Below are 19,121 nucleotides of genomic sequence, written 5' to 3'. Positions count from 1 at the left end.
AAGGAGGTTCCAGTGACGGCCCATATTCTTGTCATCGATGACGATCCTGTCCAGCGCAGGCTTCTGAAGAACATGATCGAGCGCTCCGGTCATATCTGCCATATGGCGGAAAACGGCCGCGCGGGCCTCGATCTGCTCGATCGCAAGGGCGGTCTGATCAATGTGATCCTGCTCGACCTGATGATGCCCGAAATGAACGGTTCGGCCTTCCTCGATGCGCTCGCCGAGCGCGAGAATACCATTCCGGTGATCGTGCAGACGGGGCAGGGCGGCATCGAGACGGTGGTCTCGGCCATGCGCGCCGGCGCCTTCGATTTCGTCGTCAAGCCGGTCTCGCCGGAGCGGCTGAACGTCGCCGTCGGCAATGCGCTGAAGGTCGACCAGCGGGAAGGGCGCGGGCGCACCGGGCGGCGCGGCCGCTCTGAAGCCGTGCAGTTCGACGATATCGTCTCGGCGAGCTCCGAGATGCTTCGTGTGATCGAACTCGGCCGCCGCGCGGCGCAGTCCAACATTCCCGTCGTGCTGGAAGGCGAGTCGGGCGTCGGCAAGGAAATGGTGGCGCGCGCCATCCAGGCGGGAAGCGACCGGGCGCACAAGCCCTTCGTCACCGTCAATTGCGGCGCCATTCCGCACAATCTGGTCGAGAGCATCCTCTTCGGCCATGAGAAGGGCGCCTTCACCGGCGCGACGGAGCGCCATACCGGCAAGTTCATGGAGGCCGACGGCGGCACGCTGTTCCTCGACGAGATCGGCGACCTGCCGCTCGAAGTGCAGGTGAAGCTGCTGCGCGCGGTGCAGCAGGGCGAGATCGAGACGATCGGCGCACGCTTCCCGCAGAAGGTCAATGTCCGCCTCATCTCGGCGACCAACCGCGACCTCATCAACGAGGTCCGCGAGGGGCGCTTCCGCGAGGACCTCTACTACCGCCTCAACGTCTTCCCGATCACCATTCCGGCGCTGCGCCGGCGCAAGGAGGACATCCCGGTTCTGGTGCGCGCCTTCGTGCAGCGCTTCGCCGGGGAGCAGAAGCTCGCCCGCCCGCTCGCCGTCTCGGCCGGCGCGCTGGCGCTGCTGACCGCCTATGACTGGCCGGGCAATATCCGCCAGCTCGAAAACGCCATCTTCCGGGCCGTGGTGCTCTCCGAAGGGGCGGAGCTGACGGCCTCCGACTTCCCGCAGATCGCCGCGCAGGTGCCGGGCTACGGCCTTGCCGAAAGCGGCGCCGCGACCTGGGACACGACGGCCTTCCGCGCGCCGGAGCCGTCGGCCGAGAGCCATCTGCCGAGCGTCTATCCGGACTTCCGCCCGAACGAATCAGCCGATGCCGACGTGCCGGACAATGCGATCTCGAGCGTCGACAAGGGCGGCCATGTGCGCAAGCTGGCCGATGTGGAGGAGGAACTGATCCGCTTCGCCCTGAAATTCTATCATGGCCAGATGAGCCAGGTTGCCCGCAAATTGGGCATCGGTCGCTCGACGCTCTACCGCAAATTGAAGGATTACGGGATCGACCCCGACGATCCGATGAAGGAAGCTGCGTAAAACCCCTTGGAATCCCGGCCACTTGGGATTTCTCGATTGCCGTTTATTCCCTGTTAGTGGATTGTTCACTATAACGGGTGCGCGATGACGAGTGTGGCGGATTTGCCATGCTCTCACCGCAATTGGCAGTCATCTGGGGCAACGGACGTTCGTTGTCCTTCGGACGGGGAAAGAGTTGGCAAATTTGTTCGCATCGATGAAGCGCCCGGGGACGACCCTTGGCAGCCTCTGCAAGACAGTGTTGCAAAAGCTGCCCAAGGCCGTGACCACGGCCGTGCTCTCTGCTGCCCTCATCCTGCCCGCCGCCATTCCCGCGACCGTCCAGGCCGAGAGCGGCAGCCGCACGCTCAAGCTCTATTTCATCCATACCAAGGAAAAGGCAGAGATCACCTTCAAGCGCAACGGCCGCTATGACCAGCGTGGCCTGAAGCAGCTGAACGAGTTCCTGCGCGACTGGCGCCGCAACGAGCCGACGAAGATGGATCCCCGCCTCTTCGACCTCGTCTGGGAAGTCTACCAGAAGGTCGGCGCCACCGGTTACATCAACGTCGTCTCCGCCTATCGCTCGCCGGCCACCAACGGCATGCTGCGCTCGCGCACCAAGGGTGTCGCCAAGAAGAGCCAGCACATGCTCGGCAAGGCGATGGACTTCTACATTCCGGGCGTGAAGCTCGCGACGCTGCGCGCCACGGCCATGAAATTCCAGGTCGGCGGCGTCGGCTACTATCCGACCTCCGGCTCGCCCTTCGTCCATCTCGACGTCGGCGGCGTGCGCGCCTGGCCGCGCATGAGCCGCCAGGAGCTCGTCAGCCTGTTCCCCGACGGCAAGACCATGCATGTGCCGACCGACGGCAAGCCGCTGCCGGGCTACCAGCAGGCGGTCGCGGACTACAAGCGCCGCGTCGGCTCGGATGCCATCCAGGTCGCCGGCGGCGGTTCCAAGCCCTCGGCCTCCAAGCGCAAGGGCGGCTTCCTCGCCAACCTCTTCGGCGGAGGCGGCGACGAGGATGAAGAACCCGAAATGATCGCCAGCAGCGCGGCGATCGCCGACGACTTCGACGAGGGCGGTTCCGGCCGTCCGGCGGCGAAGGCCGTGCAGGAGGCGCAGCCCGCCGCGGCCGAAGCGGAGACGGAGCTTGCCTTCAACGCGCCCGTTCCCGGCAGCCGCCCGGCCTTCAAGTCCGCCGAGACGAGCGAGCTTGCGCTTGTCGCGCCGCCGACGAGCGGTGCCGTCGCTGCGCTCGAAGCGGCGACGACCGAAGAGCAGACGCCTGAATACGAAGACCTCGCCGCCTACAAGATCCCGCTTCCCGTCATGCTCGGCGCGCGCGGCCAGGCCGGCGATGCCCAGCCGGGCGACGTGATGACCGCCGAAGCGGCGGCCGAGGACGGCGAGGAGCTGGCCATGGTGCCGGTGCCGGGCCTGCGCCCGCAGGTCGAGCTGGACAAGACGCAGACGGCGCTGATGGCGGCCGCGGAAGCGGACGTCGCCCTGCCGACGACTGCCGATCGCTCCGGCCTTGCCGCGCTCGCCGATCCGGCGACGGGCGGCGGCGACAATGCGCCGGTCGAGATGGCCGCGCTGATGCCGACGAATGGCGGTGCGACCCGCTCGCTTTCCGGCGCCGACGCCTTCGACGCCAAGACGGCGGAAGAGGTGCCGGCCAAGGGCGGCCGTCCGAAGAAGAAGGACGCCGATGCCGCCAGCCGCGGTGCGATCCGCACCGAGCCGAAGCTGTCGCAGAAGATCCTGTCGCAATGGGCGCTGACCCAGGGCCGTGTCGCGACACTGTCCAAGCCGGTCAAGGCACCGCGCTTCGTCAGCCGCACGCTGCGTGCCGCGCCGACCACCGTCTACATGGCCGGCTTCCAGTCGGAAGGCCACTCGGTCGACGCCGGCCGCTTCAGCGGCAATGCGGTGAACTTCATGGAAGTCCGCAAGTTCGAGAGCGCCGAGAACTGAGCGGCAAGACATAGCCAATAAAAAACCCGCCGGAGCGATCCGGCGGGTTTTTTATTGGCCTTGCGGGAGGCTTATTCGGCGTCCGGCGGCAGCTCGACCATGCCGAGGGCCTGGAGATAGGTGTCGAGGATCGCTTCCTGCTCCATGCGCTCGTCCTTGTCCTGCTTGCGGATCTGGATGACCTTGCGCAGGATCTTGGTGTCGAAGCCGACGCCCTTGGCTTCGCCGTAGACGTCCTTGATGTCGTCGGCGATGGTTTTCTTTTCTTCCTCGAGCCGCTCGATGCGTTCGATGAACGCGCGAAGCTGGTCGCGTGCGACGCCGTGGGCATCCGACATGGTCTTCTCCTTGGATGGGCTGGTAGAAATTCGAAGGTGCCGTGACTTGCCGCGAACTTCCGGCAAGATCAAGACCAATCGTGCGCCGCCTGCCGATTTTCGCGCGGCGAAGGCGTCATTCCTTCGGACGGCTGATCTCGAAGGCGGCCTTCTGCGCGTCGGTCGCCTCGCGCTGGTAGCGCGCGCGCCATTCCTCGTAGGGCATGCCGTAGACGATCTCGCGGGAGGCTTCCTTGTCGAGCGGCACGCCCGCCTCGTTGGCGGCGTCGCGGTACCAGTTGGACAGGCAGTTGCGGCAGAAACCGGCAAGGTTCATCAGGTCGATGTTCTGCACGTCGGTGCGCTCGCGCAGATGCCGCACGAGGCGCCGGAAGGCGGCGGCCTCGAATTCGGTCTGCTGTTCCTTGCTGAGGTCGGTCATCGTCTCTGTCTCAATAGGGTCCGGTGCGGGACGGGTGTATCTCGTATGTGTGCAGGCTCTCGTCGGCATTCAAGCGCGAGAAGACCGGCGCCAGCCGGTCGACCCAGCGGGCGATGCCGGCTTCGTCGCCGATCTCGTCCTGGCGGATCTCGATGAGCGCGTGGGCAATGCCGGGCTTCATGCAGTGGCGGAACATGGTATCGCCGCGCAGCGCCCCGTCATAGGGCTCGTTGTCGCCGACGACGACGTCGCCCGGCGCTTCCAACTCGGCCAGCAGCGGACGCACCGCGCGCGGGTCGCTGTCCCACAGCACTGTCACCTGCCAGGGGCGGGGAATGCCCTTCCAGGCCGGCGTGAAAGAATGCATGGAGAGAACGAGCGGCGCCTTGCCCGTCTTGTCCGCAACGGCGGCGATCGTGCGGGACACGGCATCGTGATAGGGGCGGTGGAAGGTTTCCAGCCGGTATTGCCATTCTTCGGGCGTGATCGGATGATTGCCTGGAATGATCGCGCCGTCGGAGATACGCATGACGAGCGTCGGGTCGTCCTCGCCCCGGTTGGGATCGATGAGAAGGCGGGAAAAGCGGCTCATGACCACCGGCGCGTTCAGCCGGGCATTGAGGCCGCGCACCACCCCTTCGACGCCGATATCGTAGGCGATGTGGCGCTCGAAGGCGCTTTCCGGCAGGCCGAGGCGGCCATAGCGTTCGGGCAGGCGGTTGGTGGCATGGTCCGCCAGGATGACCAGCCCGAGGGCAGGGTCGCCGTTGATGATCTCGAAAGGGGGGAGGTCCTGCATGCTTTTGCCGTCCGTCTGCCGCGCCGCGCGAGTGATCGCATGGGGCGATCCGCCCCGCAACCTGCAATGCCTGGTGTTTCGGAAAGATTCCTTCGCTTTTTGTGACGATGTAATCGATTAGAGCCGCGTTGACATTCCTGCCCCGTCGTCGCAAGAAAGCGCATATTCAAATCAACGGAGTTCCATTGGAAGCCGTGAGAGCCAATAGCCATCGCCCGACTTTCCTGAAAGCCAGCGGTCTTCTCCAGGCCGGCCTCTTCCTTTTCGCGGGTTTCCTCGCGCTGTCCGTGCCGGAGGAGGCGAGAGCCGATTTCCGCGTCTGCAATGGCACGCAGAACCTCGTCGGCGTCGCGATCGGTTATCGCGCCAAGGAAGGCTGGATTACCGAGGGCTGGTGGCAGGTCCCCGCGACGACCTGCGCCACGCTGATCGAGGGCGAGCTGCAGTCGCGCTACTATTACCTCTATGCCGAAGACGCCGCCCGCGGCGGCCGCTGGACCGGCGACGTCAACATGTGCGTGGCCGAGAACGAGTTCAAGATCACCGGCGTGCAGGACTGCTTTGCCCGCGGTTTCCAGCGCATGGGCTTCAAGGAATATGACACGGGGCGGCAGGGAAGCTGGATGGTACAGCTTTCCGATACGCCAGGGACGCAGGAAAGCCAGAACTGATGAGACGGAACAGAAAAGTCAAAATCCTCGCCACGCTCGGACCGGCATCGTCTGACGAGCAGATGATCCAGAAGCTGCACGAGGCGGGAGCAGACCTGTTCCGCATCAACATGAGCCATGCCAGCCACGACGTGATGCGCACGCTGATCAGCCGCATCCGCGCCGTGGAGGCCCGCTGCGGCCGCCCGATCGGCATTCTCGCCGACCTCCAGGGCCCGAAGCTGCGCGTCGGCAAGTTCGCCAACGGCTCGGAAGAGCTGAAGCCCGGCCAGACCTTCACGCTCGACAACAAGGACGTGCCCGGCGACAATACCCGCGTGTTCCTGCCGCATCCGGAAATCCTGGAAGCGGTCAAGCCCGGCCATCGCCTGCTGATCGACGACGGCAAGCTGCATCTGCGCGCCGAGAGCGCCGATGGCAAGTCGATCGTCTGCACGGTCGTCTCCGGCACCAAGATCTCCGACCGCAAGGGCGTCAGCCTGCCCGACACGCTGCTCGGCGTCGGCGCGCTGACGGAGAAGGACCGCGTCGACCTCGACGCCGTTCTGGCAACCGGCAGCGTCGACTGGGTGGCGCTCTCCTTCATCCAGCGCCCGGAAGACCTTGCCGAGGTGCGCAAGGTCGCGCGCGGCCGCGTCGGCCTGATGTCGAAGATCGAAAAGCCCCAGGCCGTCGAGCGCATCGATGAGATCATCGAGCTTTCCGACGCCCTGATGGTCGCCCGTGGCGACCTCGGCGTGGAAATGCCGCTGGAAGCCGTTCCCGGCATCCAGAAGCAGCTCATCCGCGCCTGCCGCCGTGCCGGCAAGCCGGTGGTCGTCGCCACGCAGATGCTGGAATCGATGATTTCCGCGCCGGTCCCGACCCGCGCTGAGGTCTCCGACGTCGCGACCGCCGTCTTCGAAGGCGCGGACGCCGTCATGCTGTCGGCCGAATCGGCGTCCGGCGCCTATCCGGTCGAGGCCGTCTCCACCATGGCGTCCATCGCCAGCACGGTCGAGCGCGACCCGCACTATCCCGGCATCATCTACGCCCAGCGCTCGACGCCGGAAGCAACCGGCGCCGATGCCATCTCGCTGGCCGCCCGCCAGATCGCCGAGACGCTGAAGCTGTCGGCCATCGTCTGTTACACCTCGTCGGGCGCGACGGGCCTGCGCACGGCCCGCGAGCGGCCGGACGTGCCGGTGCTGGCGCTCTCGCCGGTCATCGAGACGGCGCGCCGCCTCTCGGTCGTCTGGGGCCTGCACTGCGTCGTCACGGGCGATGCGGAAGACCTCGACGACATGGTGAACCGCGCCTGCCGCATCGTCGTCAGCGAGGAGTTCGGCAAGCCGGGCGACCGCATCATCATCTCGGCCGGCGTCCCGCTCGGCACGCCCGGCGCGACGAACATGCTGCGCATCGCCTATATCGCCGCGGACGGCGTCAGCGGCGTCTGAGGGGCTTTCCCAGAATGATTTGGGAGAGGCGGGCTCGGCCCGCCTTTTTCGTTTCAGGCGGCCGGAGGCGGCTGTTCAGGTGCGCTGGCCGGTGAGTTTCTCGGAAAGGTCGCCGAATTCCTTCTGGGCGTCCCGCTCGGCGGGATAGACGTCGAGGAACTTTTCCCAGGCCTTCAGGGAGAGCTCGTCGCGTCCGGTCTGGGCCATGATGGCAGCCATCCCGGCGAGGGCGCCGAAGTGGCGCGGCTCGATCTTCAGCACCTGGTTGAGATCGGACATGGACTTGCGATAGTTGCCCATCTTGAAATGCAGCGTCGCGCGGCGGTTCCAGCCCTCGACATAGTCGGGGCGCAGGCGAATCGCCTCGTCGAGATAGTCGAGCGCCGCAGCGTTCTTGTCCTCGTCGACGGCCTTGTCGGTCCATTGCATCAGGAGATTGACGGTGGCGCTGCCGGAATCCTGCCACTCCCTGCGGATCTGGTTGGCGATCCCCTTGGCGGCGTCCGGATTTGCCTCGCGTTTCAGGGCGTCGAAGAGCTTGTCGAGACGCTGGGCCTGCGTGGCGAAGGCGGTGGACGACGGGTCCACGGAGGCCTTGTCCGCCTGCTGCGCAAGGGCATCGGCCGGCGCGGAGGCGACGAGGGCGAGGGAAAGATAAAGTGCAGCAAGCATGAAAAAGCGCATGGCGGTTATGGTAAACCGCCATGGCCCAACTTCAAATCGATATTTGTCGATCAACGCTTCCCGCAAGGCGGAAAGGCGACCACGACGCCTGATCAGCCCTGACGAGCCTTGAAGCGCGGGTTCTGCTTGTTGATGATGTAAACACGGCCCTTGCGGCGAACAAGGCGGTTCTCGCGATGGCGAGCCTTGAGCGACTTGAGCGAATTCTTGATCTTCATTTTTCTGATCCGCGTATTGCAGGGCGACTCGAGTTCGCCGGATTTCCTCAATCAAAAACGCGCCGTTTCGGGCGCGCTTTCAGGTTGGCAGGCATGTAACCCGTGACATTTGCGCTGTCAACCGTGGCCGGCGGGTTTTCCGTGGAACTATGCCGGTTTTCCAGCCCCCGGCACGGCTTTTCAGCCGATAATCTGCGTCACATGCCCCATCTTGCGGCCGGGACGGGCCTCCGTCTTGCCGTAGAGATGGACCAGCACATCGGGCTTGGCGAGCCAGGCGGGAACGTCGTTGATGTCGTCGCCGATGAGGTTCTGCATCACGCAGTCCGAGTGGCGGCGCGGGTCGCCCAGCGCGTGGCCGGCGACGGCGCGGATGTGCTGCTCGAACTGCGAGACCACGCAGGCCGCCTCCGTCCAGTGGCCGGAATTGTGCACGCGCGGGGCGATCTCGTTGGCGACGAGGCCGCCATCGGGCAGCACGAAGAACTCGACGCCGATGACGCCGACATAGGCGAGGTGGTCGAGAAGGGCGCGCGCGGCCTTGCGCGCTTGGTCCGCCGTCGCCTCGCTGACGCGGGCGGGCAGGGTCGAGGTATGCAGGATGCCGTTGCGGTGGACGTTCTCCGCCGGGTCGTAGCAGGCGATGGTGCCTTCGCCGTCGCGGGCGGCGATGATCGAGATCTCCCGCTCGAAGGGGATGAGGCTTTCCAGGATCAGCGGCACGCCGCCGAGCGCCTCGAAAGCGCCCTCGCGGCTTTCGGCCGGCGAACGGAACAGGCGCTGGCCCTTGCCGTCATAGCCGAGCCGGCGCGTCTTGAGCACGCCGACGCCACCGAAGCTGTCGAGCGCGGCCTCGAGGTCGGCCTGGCTGTCGACGGCGGCGAAATCGGCGGTGAGGATGCCGCAATCGCGGATGAAGCTCTTCTCCACCAGCCGGTCCTGCGAGACTTCCAGCGCGCGCGGCGGCGGGAAGACCGGAACGGAGGCGGCGAGGGCGGCGGCGGCGGCGACCGGCACGTTCTCGAATTCGTAGGTCACGACATCCGAGACGCGGGCGAGCTCGGTGAGCGCGTCCGGATCGTCATAGGCCGCGACGATCTGGGCATTGGCGACCTGTGCGGCCGGGCAATCGGCCTGCGGCTCCAGGATGACGGTGTTGAGGTTGAGGCGGGCGGCCGCCATGGCCAGCATGCGGCCGAGCTGGCCGCCGCCGATGATGCCGACGGTGCGCGCGCTCATAGGGGGCCGTCCACGGGATATTCGGCAACCGCGCTGGACTGGTTCTCGCGCCATTCGTCGAGCCTGTGGGCGAGCTCGGGATCGCTGAGGGCCAGCACGGCGGCGGCGAGCAGCGCGGCGTTCACCGCGCCCGCCTTGCCGATGGCGAGCGTGCCGACGGGAATGCCGGCCGGCATCTGCACGATGGAGAGCAGGCTGTCCTGGCCGGACAGCGCCTTGGACTGGACCGGAACGCCGAAGACCGGAAGCGGCGTCATCGCGGCCGCCATGCCGGGCAGGTGGGCCGCCCCGCCGGCGCCGGCGACGATGACCTTGAAGCCCTCCGCCTTCGCCCCGCGGGCGAAGCTGTAGAGCCGGTCGGGCGTGCGGTGCGCCGAAATGATGCGGGCCTCGTAATCGACGCCGAGCGCATCGAGCGTGTCGGCGGCGTTCTTCATCGTCTCCCAGTCGGACTGGCTTCCCATGATGATGGCGACGGGGGGCGTTTCTGTGGTGTCCAAGGCGTCTCGTCCGTTCAGGCGATGATGTCGGGAATGATCTGGTCTTCCAGCTTGGAAATCTTGTCCTTGAGGATCAGTTTCTTCTTCTTCATCCGCTGGATTCTGAGGGCTTCGCAGCCGGTCTGGATCATGGCGTTGATCGCGGTGTCGTAGTCTTCGTGTTCCTGGCGCAGCCGTGCAACGGCAAGCCGCAATTCAGCCTGTTCCTGGTCTGCCATGCTATTCGTTCCCCTCGGCGGAGAGGGCGGACCGACCGCCCTCCTCCAGTCTCAACAAAGGCTGCTCCTACCACGAAAGCCCTGGTAACGGGAAGTTATCCCTTGCCACGTTTTCGCCTTCGACAAATGAAAAATGACATGGCACACTGACTTTGTTGCAACCTGGATCATCCGGCACGCAAGTGACCGGGTGCAAGCAAAAGGAAGGAACTGTCACATGACGATTGAGGCTCATCTGGCCACGCTCGAAAAGAAGCACGTTGCTCTGGAGGAAGAGCTGCATGCTGCAATGAATCGCCCCTCCGCAGAGGACCAGGCGATTGCGGACCTGAAGCGTCGCAAGCTGCGCATCAAGGATGAGATTGAGCGTCTTCGCTCTTCCACCCACTGAAAAGACAGGGATTTTTCCAAAGTTACAAAGGAGTGAGGGTCGCGTAGAGACTGGTCTGTATGGGAAGACCCGGGTTTGAACCCGTTTCGCGAAACCGCCCTTCAAAGACGAATTTTCAGATGTCGTGACGCCCTGGCCCGTTCGAAAGACGCGCCGGGGCGTTTTGTTTCAGGATGGGACGGGTGGCTCACGACCAGAACTGGTCGAGCCAGAGATTGAGCCTGTCGAAGCCCTTTGCATTGATGGCGTAGATGCGCTTCGTGCCCTCGGCCTTCACGCTGACGAGGTTGGAATCGAGCAGGGCCTTCAAGTGCTGGGAGACCGCGGGGCGGCTGATCGGCAGGCCTTCGGAGAGTTCGTTGACCGTGCGCGGCGCGCGTCGGAGTTCCTCCAGCAGGAACCTGCGGTTGGGATCGGCAATCGCAGCAAAGGGATCCGGGTGCGCCATGGCCGAAAGCTATGGCAAAGCAGCATTTCCGGCAAGCAAATTGTGCAGTGCCGAAAAGCCTCTCAGACGAAGGCGGCCGCCCCGTCATAGACGAGTTTCAGGCCGGCGATGAGGGCCATGGCATACATGAAGGGATAGAAGACATCGGGCTTCATGCGCTTGACGATAAAGCCGCCGCAGGCCGTCGCCGCGATGGCGAGGGGAACGAGCGTCGCGGAGATCGTCAGGTTCTCGGTATCGAGCTGGCCGAGGGCGAAATAGGGACCGAGCTTGATGAAATTGAGGATGGCGAAGAAGCGCACGCCCGCGCCGGTATATTCGCGCGGCGGCAGCTTCAGCGGCAGTCCGTAGACCTGGAAGGGCGCGCCGCCCGCATGGGCGACGAAGCTGCCATAGCCCGAGAGCGTGCCGAGGAAGGCCGCCGGCACCAGCCGGTGCGGCTTCGCGGCGATGACGTAGCCGTGCCGGGCGCGCCAGCTGTTGTAGAAATAGCGGGCGACGAAAAGCACGGTGATGAGGCCGATGATGAGGCGTAGCGCATCGCGCGGCACATAGGCCGAGGTCGCCCAGCCGATGGCGATGCCGAAAAGCGCGCCGGGCAGCATCATCTTCAGGAGCGTGCGGTCGTTGTGCCGGCGCCAGATATAGAGCGACACGCAATCCATCACGACGAGGATCGGCAGGAGGATGGCGGCGGCCTGCACCGGCGGCACGGCCATGGCCAGCAGCGGCACGCCCATCAGGGCAAGCGCCTCGCCCATGCCGCCCTTGGTGAGTCCGACGAGCAGGACTGCGGGGATGGCGGCATAATAGATGGCGGGGTCGATGGGCATGGAAGGCGATTGATCCTCTTCGTCCTTCCGTCTATCCGCTTTGATCTGTTATGACGAGCCCCGAACATCTCAATCCGAGGGAAGTGCCCATCCATGTCCGACGTCGAAACCCGCTGCCGCCTTGTGCTGATCCTACCCGAGGGGGAGGAGCTTTCCGCGCGGGCCGCCATGCTGGAGGGCGCGCTGAAGGGCGGTGACGTCGCTTCCGTGATCCTGCCGCAATACGGCCTCGACGACGGCCAGTTCCAGAAGCATGCCGAAGTGCTGGTATCGATCGTCCAGAAGGCGGGCGCGGCCGCGCTCCTCGCCGGCGACACGCGCGTTGCCGGCCGGGCCAAGGCCGACGGCATCCATGTGACGGGCGGGCTGGAAGAGCTCGGCGAGACGGTGGAGAAATTCACCCCGCGCCTCATCGTCGGCGGCGGAAACGCCACGGACCGGCACAAGGCGCTGGAGATCGGCGAGGTGCAGCCGGACTATATCTTCTTCGGCAAGATCGGCGGCGACATCAAGCCGGAGGCCCATCCAAAGAATCTCGCGCTTGCCGAATGGTGGGCCTCGATGGTGGAGATTCCCTGCATCGTGCTCGGCGGCACGGATCCGCAGTCGGCGCTGGCCGTTGCGGAAAGCGGGGCCGAATTCGTGGCGCTCGACAAGGCGGTCTTTGCCGATCCCGCGCAGGCGCCGCATGTCGTTGCGGCCGTGAACGCGCTGCTTGACGAAAAAGCGCCACGGTTTGGGGAATAGTAGGCGCTCATGATCAGGGCCGTTTTCTCGCACGCTTGCCGCATCGCGCCTCTGGCGCTTCTCGCCACGGTTGCCTTTGCGGCCGTGCCCGCTGCCGCGGAAACGGCGAAGAAAGGCCCCGCCGTCACCGCCGGCGAGGCGGATGCGAAGGCGAAGGATGCCCAGCAGCCCGCCGCCACATTCGAAAAGCCGGCGGACAAGCCTGCGGACGGGGATACGCCCGCCGACGGGCCGTCGAGCGGCCTGACGGTGCTCGACCGCATGGGCGCGGACCTGCCGGACCTGCCGGCGGAAAAGCCCTTCACCGGCAAGGTCGACGAGGCTTACGGCGCCTTCCAGCGCGGGCGCTACCTGACGGCGATGGACCTTGCCCTGCCGCGCGCGCAGCTCGGCGATCCGTCCGCCCAGACGCTCGTCGCGGAAATCCTCGACCGCGGCCTCGGCGTGAAGCGGGACCGCGACCAGGCGATGTTCTGGTACCAGCAGGCGGCGAACGGCGGCGACCCGACCGGCATGTTCAAATATGCCGTGCTGCTGATGGAGCGCTCGCGCTCCAAGGACGACCGCAAGAAGGCCGACGAGCTGATGAAGAAATCGGCCGAGCTGGGCAATCCCTCTGCGCAGTTCAACTATGCGCAGGTGCTGGTGGCCGACAGTCCCGGCGAGAAGGGGCTGCGCGAGGCGCTGCCCTATTACGAGAAATCCGCCGAGCAGGGCATTGCCGACGCGCAATATGCGCTCTCGCAGATCTACGCCAACATTCCCGACCTGCCGGAGGCGAAACGCAAGCGGGCGCGCGAATGGCTTCTGCGCGCCGCCCGCGCCGGCTTCGACACCGCCCAGCTCGACCTCGGCATGTGGCTGGTGAATGGCACGGCGGGCGAGCGCGATTACGACGCCGGCTTCAACTGGCTGAAACGGGCGGCCGAAGGCGGCAATGCCGTCGCCCAGAGCAAGCTCGCCCAGCTCTACATCCACGGCATCGGCACCAAGTCCGATCCGGTGGAGGCGGCGAAATGGTTCGTGCTGGCACGCCGCGCCGGGCTCAACGATCCGTCGCTGGAGGACTTCTATCTCGGGCTGAACGACCAGCAGCAGAAGGCGGCGGTCGACGCGGCGAACAAGTACCGCTCGGGCTCCTGAAACCGCTGCCGTTTACCCTGTTGCACGACGCGAGACCCTGCATTGCGTCGCTTGCACGCGGCTAAGGCTTGAAACTTCGGGGGATTTGTGGTCTTGAGGCGCATCCCGGTCCCGGTGCGCTTCCCGCGCCGCGGCTTTTGCCGTCCCGAGCGCCGGACATTCCCGAAGGACTTTAGTTCATGGCCCGTTCAGCTCTTCTCAACGTCATGGTTCAGGCCGCCTTCAAGGCCGGCAAGTCGCTCGCGCGCGATTTCGGCGAAGTGCAGAACCTTCAGGTCTCGCTCAAGGGGCCCGGCGACTACGTCTCGCAGGCCGACCGCAAGGCCGAGAAGCTGATCCGCGAGGAGCTGATGAAGGCCCGGCCGACCTACGGCTTCCTCGGCGAGGAATCCGAGGAGATCGTCGGCACGGACGGCGCGCATCGCTGGATCGTCGATCCGCTCGACGGCACGACCAACTTCCTGCACGGCATTCCGTGCTTCGCCATCTCCATCGCGCTCGAGCGCAACGGCGAGATCGTCGCGGCCGTGGTGCTGAACCCGGCGACGGACGAGCTCTTCACCGCCGAGCGCGGCGGCGGGGCCTTCCTCAACGATCGCCGCCTGCGCGTCGCCGCGCGCAAGAACCTTTCCGACGCGGTCATCGGCTGCGGCGTGCCGCATCTCGGCCGGGGCAACCACGGCAAGTTCCTCATCGAGCTTCGCCATGTCATGGGGGAAGTGGCCGGCATGCGCCGCCTCGGCTCCGCCTCGCTCGACCTTGCCTATGTCGCGGCCGGCCGCTTCGACGGCTTCTGGGAACGCGACCTGTCGGCCTGGGACATCGCGGCCGGCATTCTGCTGATTCGCGAGGCCGGCGGCTATGCGACGGATCTGGAGGGCGGTAACGCCATGCTGGACAACGGCACGATCATCGCCGGCAACGAATATATCCACAAGGCGCTCCGCGAGGTCGTGCACCGCCCGGTGCCGACGCGCTAAGCGATTGAAAGGCGCGGCGCATTCCTGCGCCGTGTTGCGGGCTAGCCCCTTCAATTCGGCGCAATCTTCCTCTAGTCTCCGCCCCGACGAGGAAGCGGAGATGCGACTACATGGCTAAGCTGGCGCTGCCGGGCTGGGGAGGTTCGGCCGAGACCGGGGACGATTACCCGCACAAACTCTCAAGCCCCATGGCCTTCTTCTGGACGATGGTGATCTTCCTCATCATCGTCGGCTTCGTGGCCGCGATCCTCTTCCGTCAGGCGCAGACGGCGTTCCTTTCCAATCCCGGCCTCAACGGCCTGATCCTCGGCGTGCTGCTCATCGGCGTGCTGCTGGTGTTCAACCATGTGCTGGCGCTCCGGCCGGAGGTGCGCTGGTTCAATTCCTTCCGCGCGGCGGGCAGCGCCGAGAAGGTCGGGCGCGATCCCGTCCTGCTCGCGCCGATGCGCGCGCTGATCGGTCGCCACCATTCCGTGGCGCTTTCGACGGCGACGCTCCGCTCGATCCTCGATTCCATCGCGACCCGCCTCGACGAATCGCGCGACACGTCGCGCTACCTGATCGGCCTTCTCGTCTTCCTCGGCCTGCTCGGCACCTTCTGGGGCCTGCTCGGCACGATCGGCTCGATCAGCTCGGTCATCCAGTCGCTCGATGCCGGCGGCGGCACGGCGAACGATATCCTGACCGCGCTGAAGGAGGGCCTCTCCGCGCCGCTGACGGGCATGGGCACGGCCTTCTCGACCTCGCTCTTCGGCCTTTCCTCCTCGCTCATCCTCGGCTTCCTCGATCTTCAGGCCGGGCGCGCGCAGAACCGTTTCTACACGGAGCTGGAAAACTGGCTCTCCTCGGTGACGGATGTCGGCTCCGAGCTTCCGGCGGCCGCCGGCCTTGCGGGAACGTCTCCCGCCGACGTGCAGGCTCTCGCCGAGCAGATCCTCAAGCTCTCGCAGGAGAGCGGCGGCGGCAACCGCTCGACCGCCGCCATGGCAAGCCTTGCCGAAGGCATCCAGGGCCTCGTCAAGAACATGCGCAGCGAGCAGCAGATGCTGCGCGACTGGATCGAGGCGCAGCAGGAGGAATCGAAGGCCCTGCGCCGCACGCTCGACCGCCTTGCCGCGCGCAGCGGCGAGAAGGCCGAGCGCGCCGCTGAAAAGGCCCACCCGGCCGGGGGCGAATAACCATGGCGCTCGGGCGCAACCGGCGCAGCCAGCGCACGATCGATTACTGGCCGGGCTTCGTCGATGCGCTGTCGACGCTGCTGCTTGCCATCATGTTCCTGCTCACCGTCTTCGTGCTGGCGCAGTTTTTCCTCAGCCGTGAAATTTCGGGCAAGGACGATGTGCTGAACCGGCTGACGAGCCAGATCAACGAACTGACGCAGCTTCTGGCGCTGGAAAAGAGCGGCAAGCAGGATCTCGAGGATGCGCTCGCCAACCTGCAGGCCTCGCTCGCCCAGTCGGAAAGCGACCGCACGCGTCTCCAGCAGCTGCTCGACAGCGGCGCGGGCGTTTCCGCCGCCGCGAGCGCCCGCGTGACGACGCTCGAAGGCGAGCTCGACAGCGAAAAGCAGGTGAGCGCACGGGCGATGAGCCAGATCGAGCTACTCAACCAGCAGATCGCGGCGCTGCGCAGCCAGATCGCCGCCGTGGAGGAGGCCCTGCAGGCCTCCGAGGCGAAGGACAAGAACTCGCAGGCCAAGATCGCCGATCTCGGCCGCCGCCTCAACGTGGCGCTGGCGCAGCGCGTGCAGGAACTCAACCGCTACCGCTCCGATTTCTTCGGGCGCCTTCGGGAAATCCTCTCCGACCGGGAGAATATCCGCATCGTCGGCGACCGCTTCGTCTTCCAGTCGGAGGTGCTGTTCCCCTCGGGCAGCAGCGACCTCAACGAGGCGGGGCAGGCGGAGATGCGCAAGCTCGCCGCCGCGCTGCTCGACCTTGCGAAGGAAATCCCCTCCGAGATCAACTGGGTGCTGCGCGTCGACGGTCATACGGACGCCGTGCCGCTTTCCGGCACCGGGCGCTATCGTGACAACTGGGAGCTTTCCTCGGCCCGCGCGACCTCGGTGGTGAAGTTCCTCATCGCCAACGGCGTGCCGGCCAACCGGCTCGTTGCGGCGGGCTTCGGCGAATTCCAGCCGATCGCCGAAGGCGACGATGCCGCCGCCCGCGCCACCAACCGCCGCATCGAACTGAAACTCACCGAGAAATAAAGCAAATTCCAGCAAAAGTGCGCAGCGGTTTTGCGTCCGGAATTGCGTCGAAAGGCTCTGGTGGAACGCACGGTCAGCCGACCGCGCGCTCCTCGTCGAGGAATGCCTGTCCGCCATGGTCGAACTGGAGGCGGGCGAGGCGGGCATAGAGTCCATCCTGCCGGATGAGCGACTGGTGCGTGCCTTCCTCAACCACGTGGCCGTCCTCCATGACGAGGATACGGTCGGCCTTGAGCACGGTGGCGAGGCGGTGCGCGATGACGATGGTCGTGCGCTTGCCCATCTGGCTGTCGAGCGCCTTCTGGACGAGCGTCTCGCTCTCGGCGTCGAGGGCGGAGGTCGCCTCGTCGAGCAGCAGGAGCGGCGCGTCCTTGAGGATGGCGCGGGCGATCGCGATGCGCTGGCGCTGGCCGCCCGAAAGCGTCACGCCGCGTTCGCCGATCATCGTGTCGTAGCCGTTGTCGAGTCGTTCGATGAATTCCTCGGCCTGCGCGGCGCGGGCGGCGGCGCGGATCGCCTCGTCGCCGACGTCGCTCATGCCGAAGGCGATGTTGTCGCGGATCGTCGCGGCGAAGATGGTGACGTCCTGCGGCACGAGCGCGATGCGCCGACGCAGCTCTTCCGGATCGGCGGTCCGCAGGTCGACGCCGTCGAGAAGGACGCTGCCGGAATCCGGATCGTAGAAGCGCAGCACGAGCGAGAGGATCGTGCTCTTGCCGGCGCCCGAGGGGCCGACGACGGCGACGGTCTCGCCCGGCTTCACGGCGAAGGAAAGGCCGTTGATGCTGCGATAACCGGGGCGGGCGGGATAGGAGAAGTGGACGTCCCGGAAGGCCAGCTCGCCGCGGGCGGGGACGGGCAGGGCGACCGGATTGACGGGCGCGGTGATCGCCGGCTGTTCGGCGAGCAGTTCCGTCAGGCGCTCGGCGGCGCCGGCGGCCTGCGACAGCTCGCCCCAGACCTCCGAGAGCGCGCCGAGGCTGCCGGCGGCGAAGACCGCATAGAGCAGGAACTGGCCGAGCGTGCCGGCCGACAGCGTGCCGGAGAGCACGTCGCGGGCGCCGAACCAGAGCACGGCGACGACGGAGCCGAAGATCATGGCGATGGCGAAGCCCGTCAGCAGCGAGCGGGCGCGGATGGCCGAGCGGGCGGCCTCATAGGCGCTTTCGACATTGCCGAAGAAGCGGGCGCGGGCGGCCTCTTCCGCATTGAAGGCCTGCAGGGTGCGCGTCGCGCCGATGGCCTCGCCGGCATAGGCGGAGGCGGCAGCAAGCGTATCCTGCGCCTCGCGCGAGCGGCGGCGCACGGAGCGGCCGAAGGCGACGAGCGGGAAGACGATGACGGGAATGGCGGCGAGGACGAGGCTGGAGAGCTTCGGGCTCGTATAGACCATCATCGCGATGGCGCCGAGACAAAGGATGAGGTTGCGCAGCGCGACCGAGGCGGTGGCCCCGACGGCGGACTTGATCTGCGTCGTGTCGGCCGTCAGGCGCGAGACGATCTCGCCCGACTGGTTGACGTCGAAGAAGGCGGGCGAGAGCTTCGTCACATGGGCGAAGACGTCGCGGCGCAGGTCCGCCACGATGCGCTCGCCGAGCGTGATGACGAAATAGTAGCGCATGGCGCTCGCCAGCGCGAGCAGGCCTGCCAGCACGAAGAGCATCGTGAAGTAGGTGTTGATGAAGCCGGTGTCGGCATTGGAGAAGCCGTGATCGATCATGCGGCGCACGGCGACCGGCAGCGCCAGCGTGGTGACGGCGGCAAGGACGAGCGCGATCAGCGCGCCCGTGACGAGGCCGCGATACCGGCGAATATAGGGGGCAAGCCTGCCAAGCGGACGAATGTTGCGGCGTGCGGATTTCTCCGACGCGACTGTCTGACTGTCTGTGGACACCATACCCCCGTTTCCAGTGCCTGGCGGCACGAATTGTCTTTCGGCTCTTGTTATCCAGACGGCCTTCATGTATAGGCTCGCCATCGAATTGGGAAGCCGTAGGTCCGACCGACTGCGGCTTCATTTACGTCTTTGGCCCCGCTGCCGCAATCCGTTGCGACAAATGGCCCCCGGAACAGGCAGGAAAGTTGTCATGAAGGCTGATATCCATCCCGAGTACCACACGATCAAGGTCGTGATGACCGACGGCACCGAGTACGAAACCCGCTCGACCTGGGGTTCGGAAGGCGCGACGATGAACCTCGAAATCGACCCCAAGTCCCATCCGGCCTGGACGGGCGGCAACCAGCAGCTCATGGACCGCGGCGGTCGCGTCTCCAAGTTCAAGAAGCGCTTCGAAGGCCTCGGCCTTTAATCTGCCTTCCGCAGTGGATTTTCGAG

At 66.0% G+C, this 19,121-nt stretch carries 22 protein-coding genes; 11 read left to right on the top strand and 11 right to left on the bottom strand.

The genetic code is table 11. The features are described 5' to 3' along the window. Positions 1-12 precede the first annotated feature (12 nt). Positions 13-1,542 carry a sigma-54 dependent transcriptional regulator gene (locus tag ShzoTeo12_RS12040; protein WP_318909853.1) on the top strand — a complete coding sequence of 510 codons (1,530 nt, stop codon included), beginning with the start codon at positions 13-15 and terminating at the stop codon, positions 1,540-1,542. Between the two features lie 196 nt (positions 1,543-1,738). Further along, positions 1,739-3,505 (top strand): DUF882 domain-containing protein, encoded by a 1,767-nt coding sequence (locus ShzoTeo12_RS12035; protein ID WP_318912447.1) that lies wholly within the window; start codon positions 1,739-1,741, stop codon positions 3,503-3,505. A 71-nt stretch (positions 3,506-3,576) separates the two neighbouring features. Here ShzoTeo12_RS12035 and ShzoTeo12_RS12030 read toward each other — a convergent pair whose 3' ends face one another. From ShzoTeo12_RS12030 to ShzoTeo12_RS12020, 3 genes are all read right to left on the bottom strand, one after another. After that, positions 3,577-3,843 (bottom strand): DUF2312 domain-containing protein, encoded by a 267-nt coding sequence (locus tag ShzoTeo12_RS12030; RefSeq protein WP_119256684.1) that lies wholly within the window; start codon positions 3,841-3,843, stop codon positions 3,577-3,579. Positions 3,844-3,958: 115 nt separating this feature from the next. Beyond that, on the bottom strand, positions 3,959-4,264 hold the full coding sequence (locus ShzoTeo12_RS12025; protein ID WP_318909852.1) for a DUF1244 domain-containing protein: 306 nt from the start codon (positions 4,262-4,264) through the stop codon (positions 3,959-3,961). A 10-nt stretch (positions 4,265-4,274) separates the two neighbouring features. Then, positions 4,275-5,063 (bottom strand): N-formylglutamate amidohydrolase, encoded by a 789-nt coding sequence (locus ShzoTeo12_RS12020; protein WP_318909851.1) that lies wholly within the window; start codon positions 5,061-5,063, stop codon positions 4,275-4,277. 194 nt (positions 5,064-5,257) lie between these two features. Between ShzoTeo12_RS12020 and ShzoTeo12_RS12015 the strand changes: the two genes are divergently transcribed. Continuing rightward, the gene (locus tag ShzoTeo12_RS12015) at positions 5,258-5,734 is read left to right on the top strand and encodes a DUF1036 domain-containing protein (RefSeq protein WP_119256797.1); all 477 of its coding nucleotides are present in this window, start codon (positions 5,258-5,260) and stop codon (positions 5,732-5,734) included. Then, positions 5,734-7,173: a pyruvate kinase gene (gene pyk, locus ShzoTeo12_RS12010; RefSeq protein ID WP_119256687.1), complete on the top strand. Its 1,440-nt coding sequence runs from the start codon at positions 5,734-5,736 to the stop codon at positions 7,171-7,173. Before ShzoTeo12_RS12015 ends, pyk begins: the two co-directional genes overlap by 1 nt. A 75-nt stretch (positions 7,174-7,248) precedes the next feature. Here pyk and ShzoTeo12_RS12005 read toward each other — a convergent pair whose 3' ends face one another. From ShzoTeo12_RS12005 to ShzoTeo12_RS11985, 5 genes are all read right to left on the bottom strand, one after another. Continuing rightward, positions 7,249-7,866 carry a tetratricopeptide repeat protein gene (locus ShzoTeo12_RS12005; protein ID WP_318912446.1) on the bottom strand — a complete coding sequence of 206 codons (618 nt, stop codon included), beginning with the start codon at positions 7,864-7,866 and terminating at the stop codon, positions 7,249-7,251. An 83-nt stretch (positions 7,867-7,949) separates the two neighbouring features. Continuing rightward, entirely contained in the window at positions 7,950-8,075 is a 126-nt protein-coding gene (gene ykgO, locus ShzoTeo12_RS12000; RefSeq protein WP_119256688.1) for a type B 50S ribosomal protein L36, read from the bottom strand. A gap of 180 nt (positions 8,076-8,255) precedes the next feature. Then, positions 8,256-9,314 carry a 5-(carboxyamino)imidazole ribonucleotide synthase gene (locus ShzoTeo12_RS11995; protein WP_318909850.1) on the bottom strand — a complete coding sequence of 353 codons (1,059 nt, stop codon included), beginning with the start codon at positions 9,312-9,314 and terminating at the stop codon, positions 8,256-8,258. After that, positions 9,311-9,778, bottom strand: a complete 468-nt coding sequence (purE, locus tag ShzoTeo12_RS11990; RefSeq protein WP_313196504.1) for a 5-(carboxyamino)imidazole ribonucleotide mutase — start codon at positions 9,776-9,778, stop codon at positions 9,311-9,313. The genes ShzoTeo12_RS11995 and purE overlap by 4 nt, the downstream gene beginning before the upstream one ends. Before the next feature lie 50 nt (positions 9,779-9,828). Then, the gene (locus ShzoTeo12_RS11985) at positions 9,829-10,032 is read right to left on the bottom strand and encodes a YdcH family protein (protein ID WP_119256690.1); all 204 of its coding nucleotides are present in this window, start codon (positions 10,030-10,032) and stop codon (positions 9,829-9,831) included. Positions 10,033-10,249: 217 nt separating this feature from the next. Between ShzoTeo12_RS11985 and ShzoTeo12_RS11980 the strand changes: the two genes are divergently transcribed. Continuing rightward, entirely contained in the window at positions 10,250-10,423 is a 174-nt protein-coding gene (locus tag ShzoTeo12_RS11980) for a YdcH family protein (RefSeq protein ID WP_119256691.1), read from the top strand. A gap of 187 nt (positions 10,424-10,610) precedes the next feature. Here ShzoTeo12_RS11980 and ShzoTeo12_RS11975 read toward each other — a convergent pair whose 3' ends face one another. Next, the gene (locus ShzoTeo12_RS11975; protein ID WP_117370534.1) at positions 10,611-10,871 is read right to left on the bottom strand and encodes an ArsR/SmtB family transcription factor; all 261 of its coding nucleotides are present in this window, start codon (positions 10,869-10,871) and stop codon (positions 10,611-10,613) included. A gap of 62 nt (positions 10,872-10,933) precedes the next feature. Continuing rightward, on the bottom strand, positions 10,934-11,704 hold the full coding sequence (locus ShzoTeo12_RS11970) for a sulfite exporter TauE/SafE family protein (protein WP_318909849.1): 771 nt from the start codon (positions 11,702-11,704) through the stop codon (positions 10,934-10,936). A gap of 93 nt (positions 11,705-11,797) precedes the next feature. Here ShzoTeo12_RS11970 and ShzoTeo12_RS11965 point away from each other — a divergent pair, with 93 nt between their 5' ends. From ShzoTeo12_RS11965 to ShzoTeo12_RS11945, 5 genes are all read left to right on the top strand, one after another. Next, the gene (locus ShzoTeo12_RS11965) at positions 11,798-12,451 is read left to right on the top strand and encodes a thiamine phosphate synthase (protein ID WP_318909848.1); all 654 of its coding nucleotides are present in this window, start codon (positions 11,798-11,800) and stop codon (positions 12,449-12,451) included. Positions 12,452-12,460: 9 nt separating this feature from the next. Next, a complete protein-coding gene (locus ShzoTeo12_RS11960) occupies positions 12,461-13,594 on the top strand; it encodes a tetratricopeptide repeat protein (protein ID WP_318909847.1) in 1,134 nt (377 codons plus the stop codon). A 179-nt stretch (positions 13,595-13,773) separates the two neighbouring features. Beyond that, positions 13,774-14,574 (top strand): inositol monophosphatase family protein, encoded by an 801-nt coding sequence (locus tag ShzoTeo12_RS11955; protein ID WP_119256695.1) that lies wholly within the window; start codon positions 13,774-13,776, stop codon positions 14,572-14,574. Positions 14,575-14,684: 110 nt separating this feature from the next. After that, positions 14,685-15,752, top strand: a complete 1,068-nt coding sequence (locus ShzoTeo12_RS11950) for a MotA/TolQ/ExbB proton channel family protein (RefSeq protein ID WP_119256696.1) — start codon at positions 14,685-14,687, stop codon at positions 15,750-15,752. A 2-nt stretch (positions 15,753-15,754) separates the two neighbouring features. Further along, a complete protein-coding gene (locus tag ShzoTeo12_RS11945) occupies positions 15,755-16,786 on the top strand; it encodes a peptidoglycan -binding protein (RefSeq protein WP_119256697.1) in 1,032 nt (343 codons plus the stop codon). Between the two features lie 73 nt (positions 16,787-16,859). On the opposite strand, the gene ShzoTeo12_RS11940 is transcribed toward ShzoTeo12_RS11945, so the two are convergent. Further along, positions 16,860-18,683 (bottom strand): ABC transporter transmembrane domain-containing protein, encoded by a 1,824-nt coding sequence (locus ShzoTeo12_RS11940; RefSeq protein WP_318909846.1) that lies wholly within the window; start codon positions 18,681-18,683, stop codon positions 16,860-16,862. 190 nt (positions 18,684-18,873) lie between these two features. Here ShzoTeo12_RS11940 and rpmE point away from each other — a divergent pair, with 190 nt between their 5' ends. Then, on the top strand, positions 18,874-19,095 hold the full coding sequence (gene rpmE / locus ShzoTeo12_RS11935; RefSeq protein WP_119256699.1) for a 50S ribosomal protein L31: 222 nt from the start codon (positions 18,874-18,876) through the stop codon (positions 19,093-19,095). Positions 19,096-19,121: the final 26 nt, after the last annotated feature.

The organism is Shinella zoogloeoides (genome assembly GCF_033705735.1).
GTDB lineage: Bacteria > Pseudomonadota > Alphaproteobacteria > Rhizobiales > Rhizobiaceae > Shinella > Shinella zoogloeoides_A.
This window is presented reverse-complemented; position numbering and strand designations above follow the sequence as displayed.